This window comes from Pseudomonas sp. FP1154, from assembly GCF_030687245.1.
In the GTDB taxonomy this organism is placed as follows: domain Bacteria; phylum Pseudomonadota; class Gammaproteobacteria; order Pseudomonadales; family Pseudomonadaceae; genus Aquipseudomonas; species Aquipseudomonas rhizophila.
In genome coordinates, this window is record NZ_CP117465.1 from 1205197 (window position 1) to 1221947 (window position 16751).

General features: G+C 61.7%; 14 protein-coding genes and 1 pseudogene. 4 read left to right on the forward strand and 11 right to left on the reverse strand.

Annotated features, from left to right (window positions below):
- Positions 1-3: 3 nt before the first annotated feature.
- A pseudogene (locus PSH91_RS05425) lies at positions 4-3074 on the forward strand (efflux RND transporter permease subunit).
- A gap of 136 nt (positions 3075-3210) precedes the next feature.
- Here PSH91_RS05425 and PSH91_RS05430 read toward each other — a convergent pair.
- From PSH91_RS05430 to plsB, 3 genes are read right to left on the reverse strand one after another with little or no spacing between them, the layout of a single operon-like run.
- Positions 3211-3900 carry a DUF4197 domain-containing protein gene (locus tag PSH91_RS05430; RefSeq protein ID WP_076386199.1) on the reverse strand — a complete coding sequence of 230 codons (690 nt, stop codon included), beginning with the start codon at positions 3898-3900 and terminating at the stop codon, positions 3211-3213.
- Between the two features lie 32 nt (positions 3901-3932).
- Positions 3933-4331 (reverse strand): YbaY family lipoprotein, encoded by a 399-nt coding sequence (locus tag PSH91_RS05435; RefSeq protein WP_047227547.1) that lies wholly within the window; start codon positions 4329-4331, stop codon positions 3933-3935.
- Positions 4332-4382: 51 nt separating this feature from the next.
- Positions 4383-6884: a glycerol-3-phosphate 1-O-acyltransferase PlsB gene (gene plsB, locus PSH91_RS05440; RefSeq protein WP_305467530.1), complete on the reverse strand. Its 2502-nt coding sequence runs from the start codon at positions 6882-6884 to the stop codon at positions 4383-4385.
- Positions 6885-7110: 226 nt separating this feature from the next.
- Here plsB and PSH91_RS05445 point away from each other — a divergent pair, with 226 nt between their 5' ends.
- Positions 7111-7320 (forward strand): cold-shock protein, encoded by a 210-nt coding sequence (locus PSH91_RS05445; protein WP_003184959.1) that lies wholly within the window; start codon positions 7111-7113, stop codon positions 7318-7320.
- 177 nt (positions 7321-7497) lie between these two features.
- On the opposite strand, the gene PSH91_RS05450 is transcribed toward PSH91_RS05445, so the two are convergent.
- The 3 genes from PSH91_RS05450 to dapE all read right to left on the reverse strand — a co-directional run bounded on the left by PSH91_RS05450 (position 7498) and on the right by dapE (position 9918).
- Entirely contained in the window at positions 7498-7875 is a 378-nt protein-coding gene (locus PSH91_RS05450) for a hypothetical protein (protein ID WP_047227549.1), read from the reverse strand.
- 82 nt (positions 7876-7957) lie between these two features.
- Positions 7958-8767: a putative RNA methyltransferase gene (locus PSH91_RS05455; protein WP_305467532.1), complete on the reverse strand. Its 810-nt coding sequence runs from the start codon at positions 8765-8767 to the stop codon at positions 7958-7960.
- Positions 8767-9918: a succinyl-diaminopimelate desuccinylase gene (gene dapE / locus PSH91_RS05460; RefSeq protein WP_047227551.1), complete on the reverse strand. Its 1152-nt coding sequence runs from the start codon at positions 9916-9918 to the stop codon at positions 8767-8769. Before dapE ends, PSH91_RS05455 begins: the two co-directional genes overlap by 1 nt.
- A gap of 399 nt (positions 9919-10317) precedes the next feature.
- Here dapE and tcdA point away from each other — a divergent pair, with 399 nt between their 5' ends.
- Complete coding sequence (gene tcdA / locus PSH91_RS05465; protein ID WP_003198205.1) at positions 10318-11130, forward strand: tRNA cyclic N6-threonylcarbamoyladenosine(37) synthase TcdA; 813 nt, start codon at positions 10318-10320, stop codon at positions 11128-11130.
- A gap of 117 nt (positions 11131-11247) precedes the next feature.
- Here tcdA and PSH91_RS05470 read toward each other — a convergent pair whose 3' ends face one another.
- The 4 genes from PSH91_RS05470 to PSH91_RS05485 form a co-directional block, all read right to left on the reverse strand.
- Positions 11248-11652 (reverse strand): SufE family protein, encoded by a 405-nt coding sequence (locus PSH91_RS05470; RefSeq protein ID WP_305467533.1) that lies wholly within the window; start codon positions 11650-11652, stop codon positions 11248-11250.
- Positions 11649-12854: an aminotransferase class V-fold PLP-dependent enzyme gene (locus PSH91_RS05475; RefSeq protein WP_160891648.1), complete on the reverse strand. Its 1206-nt coding sequence runs from the start codon at positions 12852-12854 to the stop codon at positions 11649-11651. The genes PSH91_RS05470 and PSH91_RS05475 overlap by 4 nt, the downstream gene beginning before the upstream one ends.
- Positions 12855-12930: 76 nt before the next feature.
- Entirely contained in the window at positions 12931-13965 is a 1035-nt protein-coding gene (gene dapD / locus PSH91_RS05480) for a 2,3,4,5-tetrahydropyridine-2,6-dicarboxylate N-succinyltransferase (RefSeq protein ID WP_047227554.1), read from the reverse strand.
- A gap of 32 nt (positions 13966-13997) precedes the next feature.
- On the reverse strand, positions 13998-14306 hold the full coding sequence (locus PSH91_RS05485; RefSeq protein WP_231990599.1) for an arsenate reductase: 309 nt from the start codon (positions 14304-14306) through the stop codon (positions 13998-14000).
- Positions 14307-14679: 373 nt separating this feature from the next.
- On the opposite strand from PSH91_RS05485, the gene PSH91_RS05490 reads away from it, so the two are divergent.
- A complete protein-coding gene (locus tag PSH91_RS05490) occupies positions 14680-16326 on the forward strand; it encodes a Na+/H+ antiporter (RefSeq protein WP_305467534.1) in 1647 nt (548 codons plus the stop codon).
- A gap of 9 nt (positions 16327-16335) precedes the next feature.
- Here PSH91_RS05490 and PSH91_RS05495 read toward each other — a convergent pair whose 3' ends face one another.
- Positions 16336-16731, reverse strand: coding sequence for a type II toxin-antitoxin system PemK/MazF family toxin (locus PSH91_RS05495; RefSeq protein WP_210643046.1), 396 nt, complete (start codon positions 16729-16731; stop codon positions 16336-16338).
- Positions 16732-16751 lie beyond the last annotated feature (20 nt).

Here is a 16751-nt window from a genome sequence, read left to right on the forward strand (position 1 = left end):
CCGATGGGCTTCAATCTTTCCGAATGGGCGCTGCGTAACCGCCAGATCGTCCTGTTCCTGATGTTGCTACTGGCAATCGTCGGCGCGCTTTCCTACACCAAGCTCGGCCAGAGCGAAGACCCGCCGTTTACCTTCAAGGCCATGGTCATTCGCACCAACTGGCCGGGGGCTACGGCCGAGGAGGTTTCTCGCCAGGTCACCGAACGCATCGAAAAGAAACTGATGGAAACCGGCGATTACGAAAGAATCGTCTCGTTCTCCCGCCCGGGCGAATCCCAGGTGACTTTCATGGCTCGCGATTCCCTGCATTCGGCGCAGATTCCCGAGTTGTGGTACCAGATCCGCAAGAAGGTCAGTGACATCCGTCACACCTTGCCGCCGGGCATCCAGGGGCCGTTTTTCAACGATGAGTTCGGCACCACCTTCGGCAATATCTATGCGCTGACTGGCGATGGTTTTGACTACGGCGTGCTCAAGGATTACGCCGATCGCATCCAGATCCAACTGCAACGAGTCAAGGATGTGGGCAAGGTCGAACTGCTGGGTTTGCAGGACGAGAAAATCTGGATCGAACTGTCGAACGTTAAGCTGGCGACCCTCGGCGTGCCGCTGGCGGCAGTCCAGCAGGCGTTGGAAGAGCAGAACGCAATATCGACCGCAGGCTTTTTCGAAACCGGCAGCGAGCGAGTCCAACTACGGGTATCGGGAAATTTTCAGACAGTAGAAGAGATCCGCGACTTTCCCATTCGTGTCGCTGATCGCACGTTCCGTATCGGCGATGTCGCGGATGTGCATCGCGGTTTCAACGATCCGCCAGCCCCGCGCATGCGCTTCATGGCCGAAGATGCCATTGGTCTGGCCGTGGCGATGAAGGACGGCGGCGACATTCTGATTCTGGGCAAGGCCCTGGAGGCGGAGTTTGCCCGTATCCAGAACAACCTGCCGGCCGGCATGCAATTGCGTAAGGTCTCGGACCAGCCGGCGGCGGTGAAAACCGGTGTTGGCGAGTTCGTCCAGGTGCTGGTGGAGGCCCTGACGATCGTGTTGCTGGTGAGCTTCTTCTCCCTCGGGCTGCGAACCGGGATGGTGGTCGCCCTGGCGATTCCGCTGGTGCTGGCGATGACCTTCGCCGCGATGTATTACCTGGGCATCGGCCTGCACAAGATTTCCCTTGGCGCGCTGGTGTTGGCGTTGGGTCTGCTGGTGGATGACGCGATCATCGCGGTCGAGATGATGGCGATCAAAATGGAGCAGGGCTTCGACCGGATCAAGGCCGCCAGCTATGCCTGGACCAGCACCGCATTCCCGATGCTCACCGGTACGCTGATCACCGCTGCGGGTTTCCTGCCGATCGCCACGGCGCAGTCAGGCACCGGTGAGTACACCCGTTCGATTTTCCAGGTCGTTACCCTGGCGCTGCTGGCCTCCTGGGTGGCCGCGGTGGTGTTCGTGCCGTACCTGGGTGAGAAACTGTTGCCGGACCTGGCGAAAATTCATGCCGCCAAACACGGCACCGCTGATGGCCAGTTCAACCCCTACGGCACGCCGTTCTACCAGCGTGTCCGGCGCGGCGCTTGGTGGAGTGGTGCGTGCGGCGGCGCAAAACCGTCATCGTGCTGACCGTGCTGTTATTTGTGGGCTCGGTGGCGCTGTTCCGTTTCGTGCCACAACAGTTCTTCCCGGCCTCGGGGCGACTTGAGCTGATGGTCGACCTGAAGCTGGCCGAAGGCGCGTCCCTGAGCAACACCGCCGAGCAGGTCAAGCGCCTTGAAGCGCTGCTCAAGGACCACGCGGGCATCGACAACTACGTGGCTTATGTCGGCACCGGTTCACCGCGTTTCTACCTGCCGCTGGATCAACAACTGCCGGCACCCAGCTTCGCCCAGTTCGTGGTGCTGGCCAAGACCATCGAAGACCGCGAGCCCCTGCGCAGCTGGTTGATCACCACGTTGAACGAGCAGTTCCCGGCCCTGCGCTCGCGGGTCACGCGCCTGGAAAATGGCCCGCCAGTGGGTTATCCGGTGCAGTTTCGCGTGACCGGTGAGCACATCGAACAAGTCCGGGCCCTGGCGCGGAAAGTGGCGACCAAGGTTCGTGAAAATCCCTACGTGGCCAACGTGCATCTGGATTGGGAAGAGCCGAGCAAGGTGGTGTACCTGAACGTTGATCAGGACCGCGCCCGAGCGTTGGGCGTGAGTACGGCTAACCTGTCGAGCTTTTTGCGCAGTTCCCTCACCGGCTCCAGCGTCAGCCAATACCGGGAAGACAACGAACTGATCGAGATTCTGCTGCGCGGCACGGTGCATGAGCGCACCGAATTGTCCCTGCTGCCGAGCCTGGCGGTGCCGACCGACAATGGCACAAGCGTTGCGCTGTCACAGATCGCGACGCTGGAATACGGCTTCGAAGAAGGCGTTATCTGGCACCGCAATCGCCTGCCAAGTGTGACCGTGCGGGCTGATATCTATGGCAAGGAACAACCGGCGACCCTGGTGCAGCAGATCTTCCCGACCCTGGCCCCGATTCGTGCCGAGCTGCCGGACGGTTATCTGCTGGAAGTGGGCGGTACGGTAGAGGATGCCGCCCGTGGCCAGCAATCGGTGAACGCCGGCGTGCCGCTGTTCATCGTCGTGGTGCTGACGTTGCTGATGCTGCAACTGCGCAGTTTTTCCCGCACGGCCATGGTGTTTCTCACCGCGCCCCTGGGGCTGATCGGTGTCACGCTGTTCCTGCTGGTGTTCCGCCAGCCGTTCGGTTTCGTTGCCATGTTGGGCACCATCGCCTTGTCGGGGATGATCATGCGCAACTCGGTGATTCTGGTGGACCAGATCGAACAGGACATCAAGGCGGGGCTCGCCCCGTGGCAGGCGATCATCGAAGCCACTGTGCGACGGTTCCGCCCGATTGTGCTCACCGCGCTGGCGGCGGTGCTGGCGATGATTCCGCTGTCACGTAGCCTGTTCTTTGGCCCGATGGCGGTGGCGATCATGGGCGGGCTGATCGTGGCGACGGCGTTGACGCTGTTGTTCCTGCCGGCGTTGTATGCGGCGTGGTTCAGGGTCAAGAAGACCTGACACGATCCTGATAGCACTGAAGATCAAATGTGGGAGCGAGCCTGCTCGCGATGGCGGAGTATCAGTCAACACAGATGTTATGGCTGATACCGCTATCGCGAGCAGGCTCGCTCCCACAGTGTTTTTGCGCTGAATCTCAGAGCGTACCAAACACCTTCTTGGCCAAACTGCTCGCCGCCGCCGCAGGGTTCTGGCGGATGGTGGCTTCCTGTTTGCCGATCATCTCGAACAAACCGTCCAGCGCTTGTTCGGTCACGTAGTTTTCGATGTTGGCGCTTTTGGCGTCCAGCACGCCGAAGGTCGCCGCTTGGCCTGCGAACGTGTTGTATTTCTGCGCCAGGCCAACCTTGTCGGTGGCTTGCTTGACAATGGGCAGGAACTTGGCGCGGATCTGCTCGCGGCTGCTCTTGTTCAGGTACTGCGTGGCGGAATCGTTGCCGCCGCTCAGGATCCCCTTGGCATCGCTCACACTCATGTTCTTCACGGCATTGACCAGGATCGGCTGGGCCTGGACCACAGCGGCTTCAGCGGCCTGGTTCATGCTGGCTTCCAGTTGTTCGACCTGATCGCCCATGCCAAAGGCTTTCATCTTGCTGGCGACTTTACCGAGCTTGCCCGGCAGTTCGATCTTCACCTCGGGGTTGTTGCTGAAGCCACCGGGTGTGCCCAACTGCTTGACGGCTACTTGGGCGCCCTGGGTCAGTGCGTCCTTGAGGCCGCCGGTGGCGTCCTTCTGCGAGAGGTCGGCCAGGGACAGGGCCATGGTGTTGGCGCAGAACAACAGGCCGGCGCACAGGCTGGTGAAACGGAGCGTAGAGCGGAGCATGGCAGCTTCCTTGAAAAAATTAGAAAGAGAAATCAGCGGGCGGCGTTGACGCGGATCTTCAGCGGCTGTGGATCTTTGCCATCGAGCTGCACGGTGTGTTGTTCGGTGGTGATGAACATCAACTGGCCGTCCACTTCAATGCGCGCGCTCACGGCATAGCGATGGCCGGGTTTGACCTGGGCCGGATCATAGCTGAGGTGAAACGGCAGCGGGACCTGGCCCTTGACCGGACCGCTCTGTTCATCAAGCACCACCGCGGGGGCGTCGGCCAGGGACACATCCTGCAGGCTCACGCTTAAGACAGCGGTAGGCGGCAGGGCGATGCGCTGCAGGTAGAACACTTCACCGTCGAGACTGTTTTTGCTCGCCAGCGGTGCGCTGGAGCAGGCACTGAGTAACGTGGCAACGGCGACGAGAAGAAGCTTTTTCATTGGGGGCATTTCCATATTGAGGGCGCCAGAGAGAACCTGGCGCCTGTGGGGTCAGTCCGCAACCACCGGGATGACCTGATCTGCCGCATCTTCACTGCGATGCAACGCCACCTGACGGATCGACAAACGGATCTCCGCCGGCAGGACCCGCTTGGCCGCACCTTCGGCCAGTTCACCCAGCAGCTCGTGATAGCTTAGCTTGCCCGCTTCGTCCCGGCGCAGTACGTCCAGGTCCAGCATTGTCTGGATGAAATGCCGGAACAGGCTCTTGTCGAAGAACTCCGGTGCGTTCAAGCCGTGCAGGATCGACAGGCGCTGGGCCATGACCGTGCAGAGGTCTTCCAGTTCTTCGGCGCTGATGCTGTTCTGGCCGCTGTTGAGCAGCAGGGAGACGGTCATGTAGAAGCGCTGCAAGGTCTGCGCGATGCTCTTGGACAACAGGGTCAGCAGCACGAAATGCCGTGAGCTCGGGGCCGGGCGCAGATACAGGTCTTTTTCGAAACGCAGCAGCCCTTGTTCGACGAACGCTTCGAGCCATTGGTCGACCACGGCGTCCAGTTCTTCCAGTGACCAGCGAATGAACAGCTCCGATTGCAGGTAGGGGTACAAGGCGCGGGTGTAGCGCAGGATCTGTTCGCGGCTCATGCGCGAGGTGCTCTGGAAGAAACTCGCCAGCAACGCCGGCAGGGCGAAGATGTGCAGCACGTTGTTGCGGTAGTAGGTCATCAGGACGGCATTCTGCTCGTCCAGATACAGAATCTTGCCCAGGGCATCGCTCTGTTCCGACAGCAGGTGCATGCCTTTGACGTGCTCGATCAGCGCTCGACCATCGCCCTCGGGCAAGGTGGTGTGAGGCGAGTACGGCACTTTGCGCAACAACGCCAGGTACAGGTCCAGCACCCGGGCCATGGCACGGTCGTCCAGGGCCAGGCGGCTGGTGGACAGCAGCGCCAGGGCGACCAGGTTGACCGGGTTGATGGCCGCCGCTTCGTTCAGGTGCCGGGCCACCCGCTCGCCGAGGCGGTGGGTGGTTGCGTTGAGCCAGGCCGGTTTGAATTGCGGGCCCAGCTCCTGTTGGCGCCAACCCGGCTGTTCGCCGTCGAGAAACTCCGCCAGTTTGATCGGCTCACCGAAGTTCACCGCTACTTGGCCGAAGCGCTGCTTGAGGGCGCCGATGACCTTGAAAATGTCGAAGATCGATTCTTTCTTCTTGCTCGCCCCACGCAGTTCACCCAGGTAGGTGCGGCCTTCCAGGACGCGCTCATAGCCGATGTAGACCGGCACGAACACGATGGGCATGCGCGATGAGCGCAGGAAGCTGCGCAAGGTGATGGCGAGCATGCCGGTCTTGGGTTGCAGCATGCGTCCGGTGCGCGAGCGACCGCCCTCGACGAAATACTCCACCGGAAAGCCTTTGGTGAACAGTGTGTGCAGGTATTCGTTGAACACCGCGGTATAGAGCGGGTTGCCCTTGAAGGTGCGACGCATGAAAAACGCCCCGCCCCGACGCAGCAGACCGCCGATCACCGGCATGTTGAGGTTGATGCCGGCGGCGATGTGCGGCGGGGTCAGGCCGTTGCGAAACAGCAGGTACGACAGCAGCAGGTAGTCGATATGGCTGCGGTGGCACGGCACGTAGATGACTTCGTGGCCCTGAGCGACCTTCTGCACGCCTTCGATGTGGTTGACCTTGATACCGTCGTAGATCTTGTTCCAGAACCAGCTCAGCACCACTTCCAGGAAACGGATCGCGGTGTAGGTGTAGTCCGAGGCGATTTCGTTGCCGTAACGCAGCGCTTGGGCCTTGGCTTTTTCCGGGGCGATTTTTTCCCGCTCGGCCTCGTCGGCAATCGCCTGTTTGACCAGAGGCTGGTTCAGCAGCCCCTTGACCAGGTTGCGTCGGTGGGAAATGTCCGGGCCAATGACCGCCGCTTTCAAGTTGCGAAAATGTATCCGCAGGATCCGCTGGGCCATGCGCACGGTGCGTTCGTGGCCCTTGTCGTGCTCGATCAGTTCGCGCAAATGGATCGGCGCGGAAAACTGCACGCGGGTCTTGCGCCCCAGGATCATGATGCTCAGCAAGCGCCGCAGCCGGCCAGTGACAGCCCAGCTGTCGGCGAACAACAGTTTCCACGGGCTGGATTCGCTGTCGGGCGACTGCCCCCAAAACACGCTGACCGGGATGATCTGTGCGTCTTCGGCGGCGTTGTGGGTCAGGGCATTGACCAGTCGCGTCAGGGTCGGCGGTGCGCCACGTTTGTCCTGCCGGCCGAGCCAGTTCGGTGCCGGGGTCAGGTAGAAAAACGCCGCCGGTTCCAACAGGTTGCCCACGGACACCGGCAGTACCGGGCGGGGCAGGCCAGCCTTGGTGCACTCGGTGTCGAGCACCGCCAGGTCGGTGAGCGAAGGGTTTTGCAGGACGTAGAACACCGGACGACTGCGGTCGAGGTTGAGGGTGAAGGACGACTGATTGATCGTCTCGGAGCGAACCCAGAGGTACAACAGTCGGCGCAGGGTGCCAAACACAAGACGGCGGAACGGGGAACGGGTCATACGGCTTCTGCATGAGTGGATAAGATAAAGCGGCGGCTAGTGTGCCGGATTCGTCGAAAATCGGCAAAAAAGCGCCGAAGTAAAGTCAGTTGAGAGTTTTTACGTCTGTCATATACTCGGGCGGCTGACTGCCTCTGCCTTCCTCGTGGACGGCCGGACGGCGGCGAAGATCGTACGGCTTTCTATCGAAAGGCCGACTTAAAAATAAAAATGGGAGTGAGCAATCATGGCAGCACGCGAAACCGGCAATGTGAAGTGGTTCAACGACGCCAAAGGCTACGGCTTCATCCAGCGTGAAGGCGGGGCGGATGTATTCGTGCATTACCGCGCGATCCGTGGCGAAGGCCATCGTTCTCTGACTGAAGGCCAGCAGGTCGAGTACGCGGTGGTGGAAGGGCAGAAGGGCTTGCAGGCTGAGGATGTGGTGGGGTTGTAACCCGCATTCACTGGCGACACAAAACCCCTTGTGGGAGCGAGCCTGCTCGCGATAGCGGTGTATCAGGCAATGCATCATTGACTGTCACACCGCTATCGCGAGCAGGCTCGCTCCCACATGGGTTGTGCTTTTACCTTTGTATCTGCGGCGGGCATCGCGAGGGTGGCCCTCAGATAGTCACGCCGTCTTCCAGGTAATCTCTTCTTCCCCATCGGCGCTGATGCGAATCCAGCGATCGGCCGATTCCTCACCTTCTTCCTCCACCCACGACCCAGGTGCGCAGCGCACTTCGACGTTCAGCGCGGCAAAGGCTGCACGGGCGCAGGCGATGTCGTCTTCCCACGGGGTCTGGTCGCTTTCCAGGTACAGGCTGTTCCATTTACCCACGGCCTTGGGTAGCCAGGTCACCGGGATATCGCCGGCCTTGCACTTGTAGGTCTGGCCTTTCTGGACCCAGTCGCTGCACGGGCCCAGGGCCTGGCCGAGCCACGCGGCAATGGCCTTGTGATCGACGTCGGCGTCTTTGAGGTAAATCTCGATATCGGGTTGGCGCATGGATGTCCTCACTGCGGTCTTGAAAAATCCATTCGCGGATTTAACTGGCCTCTGGCGGTTGCCCGAGGCCGGGAATTAAAAGTTATTGAAGAACGAAATAATCGTAGCGCATCGACACCGTGACCTCGAACGGCTCGGCCTGCTCGATCACGCTGGCGCGGCGTTCGGCACTGGCGCGCCAGCCGTGGGGCGTCATCGCCAACAGGTTGGCGCGGTCCTGGCCACTTGTGAGCATGAGCTTGAACTCGAGGGTTTCGCTGTGATCGAGCACCATGCCCGACGGCACCAGGGCCAGGTGTTTGTCATCCGTGTACTGGCGCACTTCGTCGTACAGTCGCTCGCGCAATTCCATCAGGTGGCCGCTGGTCGGGCCGACCTTCATCAGGCCGCCACCGGGGCTGAGCAGGCGTTTGGCCTCCTGCCAGTCCAGCGGGCTGAACACGCTGGCCAGAAACTGGCAGCAGCCGTCCGCCAGCGGTACGCGGGCCATGCTGGCGATCAACCAGGTCAGCCGTGGATCGCGTTTGCAGGCGCGTTTGACCGCCTCGCGGGAAATGTCCAGGGCGTAGCCATCGGCATCCGGCAAGGCGTCGGCGATCTGCGCGGTGTAGTAACCCTCGCCACAGCCGATGTCCAGCCAGCGACCGGGCGCGCGCTCGGCGGCCAGTTCGGCCAGGCGCCGGGCGACAGGGGCGTAATGCCCGGCGTTGAGGAAGTCGCGGCGGGCTTCGACCATCGCCTGGTTATCGCCGGGATCGCGGCTGTTCTTGTGCTGCACCGGCAGCAGGTTCAGGTAACCCTGCCGCGCGCGGTCGAAGCGATGGCCGGCCGGGCACACCACGCCGTTGTCCACCGCGTTCAGCGGTTCACTGCAGATCGGGCAGGCGAGCATCAGGCGAGCAACTTGATCAGCGTCTTGTAGTAGATCTCGGTCAGCACGTCGAGGTCGGCCGCCAGCACGCGCTCGTTGACCTGGTGGATGGTCGCGTTGACCGGCCCCAGTTCCACCACTTGGGTGCCCATGGTAGCGATGAAGCGGCCATCGGAGGTGCCACCGCTGGTGGAGGCTTTCGTCTCGCGACCGGTGACATCCTTGATGCTCGAAGACACGGCATCCAGCAAAGCGCCTGGTTCGGTGAGGAATGGCAGGCCCGACAACGCCCAATCGATGTGCCAGTCCAGTTGATGCTTGTCGAGGATATCGGCGACGCGTTTTTGCAAGCCTTCGACGGTGGACTCGGTAGAGAAGCGGAAGTTGAACACCGCCACCAGGTCGCCGGGGATCACGTTGGTCGCGCCAGTGCCGGCGTTGAGGTTGGAAATCTGGAAACTGGTGGGCGGGAAGAAGTCGTTGCCGTGGTCCCAATGCTCCGCGGCCAACTCTGCCAGGGCCGGCGCGGCCAGATGGATGGGGTTCTTCGCCAGGTGCGGATAGGCCACGTGGCCTTGCTTGCCGCGCACCGTCAGTTTTGCGCCGAGGGAGCCGCGGCGGCCGTTCTTGACCACGTCACCCACCAGGGTGGTGCTCGACGGCTCGCCGACGATGCACCAGTCCAGGCGTTCCTGGCGGGCCTTGAGGCGCTCGACCACGGCCTTGGTGCCGTGGTGGGCCGGGCCTTCTTCGTCGCTGGTGATCAGAAAGGTGATCGAGCCTTTGTGGTCCGGGTAGTCGGCGACAAACCGTTCCGCTGCCACCACCATAGCCGCCAGGCTGCCTTTCATGTCTGCCGCGCCACGGCCACAGAGCATGCCGTGTTCATCGATGACCGCATCGAACGGGTCGAGCTGCCAGGCTTGAACCGGACCGGTCGGCACCACGTCGGTGTGCCCGGCGAAACACAGCACCGGGCCGTCATGCTTGCCATGGCTGGCCCAGAAGTTATCCACATCCTCGATGCGCATCGGTTCGAGCGTAAAGCCCGCGCTGCCCAGGCGCTGCATCATCAGTTTCTGGCAATCGGCATCCACCGGCGTCACGGACGGACGGCGGATCAGGTCGCAGGCGAGTTGCAGGGTCGGCGAGAGGTCGGCGTGGGCCGTCATGGAAAACTCCGAAAGCTGGAAAGGAGATCACAGTCCATGTGGGAGCGGGCTTGCTCGCGAAGCTTTTAGCGTCAGTGATGACGCCTTCGCGAGCAAGCCCGCTCCCACAGGTCCTGAGTTCGACCGTTGGATTGTATTCGGTCGAGGCTTACAAAATGGCGGTTATCTTATAGCAAAACGACCCCGGTGGGCCCCTGGTGCTGGTCAGTTGGACCACGAAACCTGTGGGAGCGAGCCTGCTCGCGATGGCGTCGGATCAGCCGCATCAATATTGACTGACACACCGCTATCGCGAGCAAGCTCGCTCCCACAAGGGAAATTGGTCGGATTCATTTCGCGACCGGCTCGAATTGCCGCAGCAAAGCCCTATAATGCGCGCCGGTTTTTGGGGTAATGGTCATGAGTACAGAAGATCCACGGTTTGCCGGTATCGCCCGTTTGTATGGCATCGAAGGCCTGGAGCGCCTGCGGGCGGCCCATGTGGCGATTGTCGGGGTGGGCGGCGTCGGTTCCTGGGCGGCGGAAGCCATCGCCCGGTGCGGCGTGGGCGAGATTTCGCTGTTCGACCTGGATGATGTCTGCGTCAGCAATGCCAACCGCCAACTGCACGCCCTGGACAGCACCGTCGGCAAACCCAAGGTCGAGGTGATGGCCGAGCGCCTGCGCGGCATCAACCCCGACTGCACGGTGCATGCCGTGGCGGATTTCGTCACCCGCGACACCATGGCCGAATACATCACGCCGAACATCGATTGCGTGATCGACTGCATCGACAGCGTCAACGCCAAGGCGGCGCTGATCGCCTGGTGCAAGCGCCGCAAGATCCAGATCATCACCACCGGCGGCGCGGGTGGGCAGATCGACCCGACGTTGATCCAGGTGTGCGACTTGAACCGCACGTTCAACGACCCGCTGGCCTCGAAAGTGCGTTCCACCCTGCGCCGCGATTACGGTTTTTCCCGTACCGTGACCCGCCATTACAGCGTGCCCTGCGTGTTCTCCACCGAGCAACTGCGCTACCCGAAACCGGACGGCAGCATTTGCTTGCAGAAGAGCTTTGTCGGCGATGGCGTCAAGCTCGACTGTGCTGGCGGGTTTGGTGCGGTGATGATGGTCACGGCGACGTTCGGCATGGTCGCGGCGACCAAGGCTGTGGATAAGATTGTGGCGGGTGTGCGGCGGCCGGCGGACCGGGTTAAGCCTCAGGTTTGAGCACTGGGGCTGATGGCCTCATCGCGAGCAGGCTCGCTCCCACATTGGATCTCATGGAACACAAGTTTTGTGTACGACACGGATCCCCTGTGGGAGCGAGCCTGCTCGCGATGGCGATCATTCAGTCAACTCAAGCATCCGCTTCAACACCGCATTCAAACCATTGCTGCGCGAAGGCGACAACTGCTGCGACAATCCCAACTGATTGAACCAATCCGGCAAATCCACCTGTTGCAACTCGTCAGCCGACAAGCCGTTGACCCGCGCCAGCAGCAACGCCACCAGCCCACGAATCAACCGCGCATCGCTGCTGGCGGCAAACTGCCAATGTCCGTCCTGCAGCCGTCCCACCAACCACACCTGACTTTCACAACCATGGACGAGATTGGCGTCGCACTTATCCGCATCGCTCAAGGGCGGCAGGCGCTCGCCCCATTGCATCAGCAGCCGGGCGCGTTGTTCCCAACCCGATGCGTCCTGAAACACTTGCAGCGCTGTGGCCGCGTCGGCCGGCAGGCTCATCGGAGCATCTCCAGGGCCTGGTCCAGAGCCTCGAAGAAGCGTTCGATATCGGCGGAGTCGTTGTACAGCGCCAGCGACACGCGAATCGCCCCCGACAGCTTCAGATGTTTGAACAGCGGCATGGCGCAGTGATGCCCGGCGCGTACAGCGATGCCTTGTTCGGTCAGCAAGTGGGCCACGTCGGCGTTGTGCACGCCTTCGACCATGAAGCTGACCAGGGCCAGGCTCGGATTGCCCACCAGGCGGACGCCATTGCGCGCCAGCAGCCCGTGAAGCAGGTAGTCATGCAGTGCAGTTTCATGGTCGCTGACTGCCTGCGGGTCGAGGCCGGACAGGTAGTCGAGGGTCGCGCCCAGGCCGATCACACTGGCAATCGGCGGCGTGCCGGCTTCGAAGCCCAGTGGCGCCGGACGGAACGTGGCGCTGTGGTAGTCGGCCTGTTGCACCATCTCGCCGCCGAACTGCCAATGACGCAGTTGATGAAGCGCTTCGGTGCGGCCGAACAACACGCCCAGTCCTTCGGGGCCATAGAGCTTGTGGCTGGAAAATACATAAAAGTCGCAGCCCAGTGCCTCCACATCGTGACGGCCATGAACCACACCCTGGGCGCCATCGATCACCGTCAGCGCGCCTTGGACCTTGGCCAGGGCCAATAGCGCTGGCAAGGGCTGCCAGGTGCCCAGCACGTTGGACAGCTGGCTCACCGCCAGCAGGCGCGTACGTGGGCCGATCAGTTCGGCGGCGGCGCTGATATCGATCACCCCGTCGGCACCCAGCGGCAACACCACCAGCGTCAGCGCACGACGCTCGGCCAGTTGTTGCCACGGCAGCAGGTTGGCGTGGTGTTCCAGGGCACTGATGACGATTTCATCGCCCGGATTGAAAAGATGTTCCAGCCCATAGGCCAGAAGATTCAGCGCCGAAGTGGCGCCATGGGTGAAGACGATTTGCCCGCAATCCCCGGCATTGAGCCATTGCGACACTTTGAGTCGGCTGTCTTCGAATGCCTGGGTCGCATGGGCGCCCGGCAGATGCTGTGCGCGGTGCACGTTGGCCGCGCCATTGGCGTAGTAATGCGCCAGGGCGTCCAGCAGGGCTTGGGGTTTTTGCGTGGTGGCGGCATTGTCCAGGTAGGTCTGGCCTTGCCGTTGCAAGGCGGCGATGGCCGGGAAATCGGCGCGCCAGGGAGAGGGAATCAACATGCTTTCGGGCCCTGCTGGAGTTACGCCGGACCCTGTGGGAGCAAGGTTGCTCCCACAGGTGATGGTGTGAAGCGGCTTAGTTGTGGGCGTGCAGTGCTTCGTTCAGCTCGATGGCCGATTTATGGGTTTTGCATTCCACCGCGCCGGTCTCGGAGTTGCGGCGGAACAGCAGATCGGGCTGGCCGGCCAGCTCGCGGGCCTTGACCACCTTGACCAGTTGGTTGTTCTCGTCCAGCAGCGCCACCTTGGTGCCGGCGGTCACGTACAGGCCCGACTCCACGGTGTTGCGGTCGCCCAGCGGAATGCCGATGCCGGCGTTGGCACCGATCAGGCAGCCTTCACCGACCTTGATCACGATGTTGCCGCCGCCCGACAGGGTGCCCATGGTCGAGCAACCGCCGCCCAGGTCAGACCCCTTGCCAACGAATACGCCAGCCGATACACGGCCTTCGATCATGCCCGGCCCTTCGGTGCCGGCGTTGAAGTTGACGAAACCTTCGTGCATCACTGTGGTGCCTTCGCCTACGTAGGCGCCCAGGCGGATCCGCGCGGCATCGGCGATACGCACGCCGGCCGGGACCACGTAGTCAGTCATTTTCGGGAACTTGTCCACCGAGAACACTTCCAGCAGCTCGCCGCGTAGACGGGCTTCGAGCTGGTGCTCGGCCAGTTCGCCCAGGTCGATTGCGCCCTGGCTGGTCCAGGCCACGTTCGGCAGCAGCGGGAAAATACCGGTCAGGTTCAGGCCGTGAGGCTTGACCAGACGGTGCGACAACAGATGCAGCTTGAGGTAGGCCTCGGGCGTGGAGCTCAGTGGGGCGTCTTCAGCCAGCAGGGTGGCGACCAGCGGCTTGTGGCTCTCGGCCAGACGGGTCAGCAGCGCGGCTTGCGCGGCATCGACGCCCTTGAGCGCGTCAGCCAGTTGCGAAGCCTGGGCGGTGGTGAAGGTGATGGCCTGGTTGCCTTCGCTATAGCCCAGAATCGGCGCGATGGCCTTGACGATCTCGGCCGAAGGGTTGAGCAACGGTTGGGCGTAGAACACTTCCAGCCAGCTACCTTGACGGTTTTGCGTGCCGACACCGAAGGCCAGGCTGAACAGAGTATTGGACATGAAATTACCTCTACAAAATGGACTGGGCAGGCTTACTTGATTTCTGCCGCATATATATCTGGCTTGAAGCCAATCAGGGTTCGGTCACCGAGATCAAGCACCGGGCGCTTGATCATCGAGGGTTGGCCGAGCATCAGTTCGATGGCTTTCGTCTGGTCGAGATCGGCTTTGCGTTCGTCGTCGAGTTTGCGAAAGGTCGTACCGGCACGGTTCAACACCACTTGCCAGCCATGCTCGTTGCACCATTGGGTCAGGTGCTCACGGTCGATGCCGGCGGTCTTGTAATCGTGAAAGTCGTAGTGCACAGCGTGTTCATCGAGCCAGGTGCGCGCCTTTTTCATCGTGTCACAGGCTTTGATACCGAAAAGGTGCAACGTTTTACTTGAATCGGTCAAGGAATTGCCCCCTTTGCAGGTGCTGGAAATAAAAGGTCAAGGATTATGCCATGACCGGACGGTTTCGCGACGCCAGATCGGCATGCACCCAAACCTGTGGGCGAGTCTGTGGGAGCAAAGCTTGCTCGCGATACAGGCGACACGGTTCAACTGCAAGACTGCGCCATCGTTCATCGCGAGCAAGCTTTGCTCCCACAGGCTCATTCCACAGGGCTGACTGCGACATAGGTGTAACGGCCAAGTTAATGCTAGGCGGTTAATATGGCACTTCAACGGCAAGCTGTTGCCGGATGTGTGTCGCTGTAAATGGAAACTCGTTATGCAAAGCGCTTATACCGTGCTGATCCTGTTGACGCTGGTGGGTGTTTCGCGGCTGATCGGGCGGTTGATTCCGCTGCCGTTGCCCTTGGTGCAGATCGGCGCAGGGGCGTTGCTGGCCTGGCCATCCCTGGGTTTGCATGTAACGCTCAATCCGGAGTTGTTCCTGTTTTTATTCCTGCCACCGCTGCTGTTCTCCGACGGCTGGCGTATGCCCAAGCGCGAATTCTGGCGCCTGCGCGGGCCGATCCTGACGCTGGCGGTGGGGCTGGTGCTGTTTACGGTGGTGGGCGCCGGTTATTTCATTCACTGGCTGCTGCCGAGCATCCCGCTGCCGGTGGCGTTTGCCCTGGCGGCGGTCCTGTCGCCGACCGACGCGGTGGCGGTGTCGGCGATTGCTCGCGACCGCTTGCCCGGCCCCCTGATGCACATGCTCCAGGGCGAAGCGCTGATGAACGACGCCTCGGGCCTGGTCACCTTCAAGTTCGCCCTGGCGGCGGCCATCACCGGGGTGTTTTCCCTGGCCAACGCGAGCCTGACCTTCGTGCTGGTGGCGATCGGTGGACTGCTGGTCGGCGTGGCCTTGAGTTGGCTGGTGGGCCGTATGCGGGCCTGGATGATCGGGCGCGGCTGGGACGACCCGGCCACCCACGTAGTGTTCATGTTGCTGTTGCCATTCGCGGCCTATGTGCTGGCTGAACGTTTGGGCGCTTCGGGGATTCTCTCGGCAGTGGCGGCCGGCATGATGCAGAGCTGGCTCGACCTGCTGCCGCGCCAGACCGGCACGCGGTTGCTCAACCGCAGCGTCTGGTCACTGCTGGAGTTCGCCTTCAACGGCTTGATCTTCCTGCTGCTGGGCCTGCAATTGCCGGACATCGCCAAGGCGGTGACCAGCCACGAAACCACATTGTGGCCGACGCTGTTCTACCGCTGCCTGGACGTGGTGGCGATTTTCCTGGTGTTGCTGGTGCTGCGGTTTGTCTGGGTGCAAAGCACCTGGCGCCTGTCCGGGCTATTGCGCCGCTGGCGTGGCAAGGGCGAGCTGACGCTCGTGCCGACTGCGCGCTCCTGCTGGTTGCTGACCTTCGGCGGGGTGCGCGGAGCGGTGACACTGGCGGGCGTGCTGTCGGTGCCGATGCTGTTGGCGGCGGGTGAGCCGTTTCCCGAGCGAGACTTGCTGATCTTCATTGCCGCCGGGGTGATTCTGCTGTCATTGATCGCCGCCTGCATCGCCCTGCCATTGCTGCTGCGAGGTATCGAGAAAAGCCCCGATGACAAGCGCCGCCACGAAGTGCGCGATGCCTGGCGCAAAACTGCTGAAGCGGCGATCCATGCATTGGAAGTGGACGAAACGAGCGAGGCTGCCAGCGCGCCCGACGCGACCCAAGCGGCGCTGGCGACCGAGGTCAAGGCGCGGTTGATGTCTGAATATCGCCATCAGTTGGAGGTGTTCAACGACTCCGCCGAAGCCCAGGCGCTGGCGTTTGAGATGGACCTGCTGGAACGCCGGCTGCGCTTGAAGGCCTATCGGGCGCAGCGGCTGGAGTTGTATCGCCTCAGCCGTCATCACCAGATTGGGGATGATGTGCTGCGAGAGGTGCTGGGGGAGTTGGATCTGGCGGAGGCGAATTTGGGGTTGGGTAAATAACGGTTGGGGTTAGAGCGGAAGGTAGGCCTTCACACCGGCGATCACGCCTTGCATGTCTTCAGAGCCCAGGCGAGGAACGAAGTACTCTCGGCCCTTGGATCGAGTCTTTTTATGCAGCTTGTCCAGACGTTCAAAACTCACGGTATAAATCATGTCGCACTTCACCCACAGCTCTTTGTAGCCATCGGACTGGAGGGGGTTGGTGCGGAGCAGGTGGTGCCAGTCCTGCTGAGTTTGTGGAGTTGTGGAGGAAATCGGCACCACAGTGCAGAGCTTGCGACTGTGTGTGGCAGTAGGAGAGATCACCACCACCTTGCGGATCTTCAGCATTTCAGGCGCAACAAAGCCCCGCGTGAAGTCGCAAAGAAGAACATCGCCTTGCTTGGGATGGTAATAAAGAGGCATTCCTTATCCTCATAAAAAAG

Bases quoted from the DNA above. Each gene is read 5' to 3' on its own strand.
- PSH91_RS05470 (WP_305467533.1), bottom strand. From the start codon at position 11,652: ATGAGCCTGCCGGCCGACGCGGCCACAGCGCTGCAAGTGTTTCAGGAC.
- plsB (WP_305467530.1), bottom strand. From the start codon at position 6,884: ATGACCCGTTCCCCGTTCCGCCGTCTTGTGTTTGGCACCCTGCGCCGA.
- PSH91_RS05450 (WP_047227549.1), bottom strand. From the start codon at position 7,875: ATGCGCCAACCCGATATCGAGATTTACCTCAAAGACGCCGACGTCGAT.
- dapE (WP_047227551.1), bottom strand. From the start codon at position 9,918: ATGACGGCCCACGCCGACCTCTCGCCGACCCTGCAACTCGCCTGCGAC.
- PSH91_RS05435 (WP_047227547.1), bottom strand. From the start codon at position 4,331: ATGAAAAAGCTTCTTCTCGTCGCCGTTGCCACGTTACTCAGTGCCTGC.
- dapD (WP_047227554.1), bottom strand. From the start codon at position 13,965: ATGTCCAATACTCTGTTCAGCCTGGCCTTCGGTGTCGGCACGCAAAAC.
- PSH91_RS05490 (WP_305467534.1), top strand. From the start codon at position 14,680: ATGCAAAGCGCTTATACCGTGCTGATCCTGTTGACGCTGGTGGGTGTT.
- PSH91_RS05485 (WP_231990599.1), bottom strand. From the start codon at position 14,306: ATGAAAAAGGCGCGCACCTGGCTCGATGAACACGCTGTGCACTACGAC.
- PSH91_RS05495 (WP_210643046.1), bottom strand. From the start codon at position 16,731: ATGCCTCTTTATTACCATCCCAAGCAAGGCGATGTTCTTCTTTGCGAC.
- PSH91_RS05475 (WP_160891648.1), bottom strand. From the start codon at position 12,854: ATGTTGATTCCCTCTCCCTGGCGCGCCGATTTCCCGGCCATCGCCGCC.
- PSH91_RS05430 (WP_076386199.1), bottom strand. From the start codon at position 3,900: ATGCTCCGCTCTACGCTCCGTTTCACCAGCCTGTGCGCCGGCCTGTTG.
- PSH91_RS05445 (WP_003184959.1), top strand. From the start codon at position 7,111: ATGGCAGCACGCGAAACCGGCAATGTGAAGTGGTTCAACGACGCCAAA.
- PSH91_RS05455 (WP_305467532.1), bottom strand. From the start codon at position 8,767: ATGCTCGCCTGCCCGATCTGCAGTGAACCGCTGAACGCGGTGGACAAC.
- tcdA (WP_003198205.1), top strand. From the start codon at position 10,318: ATGAGTACAGAAGATCCACGGTTTGCCGGTATCGCCCGTTTGTATGGC.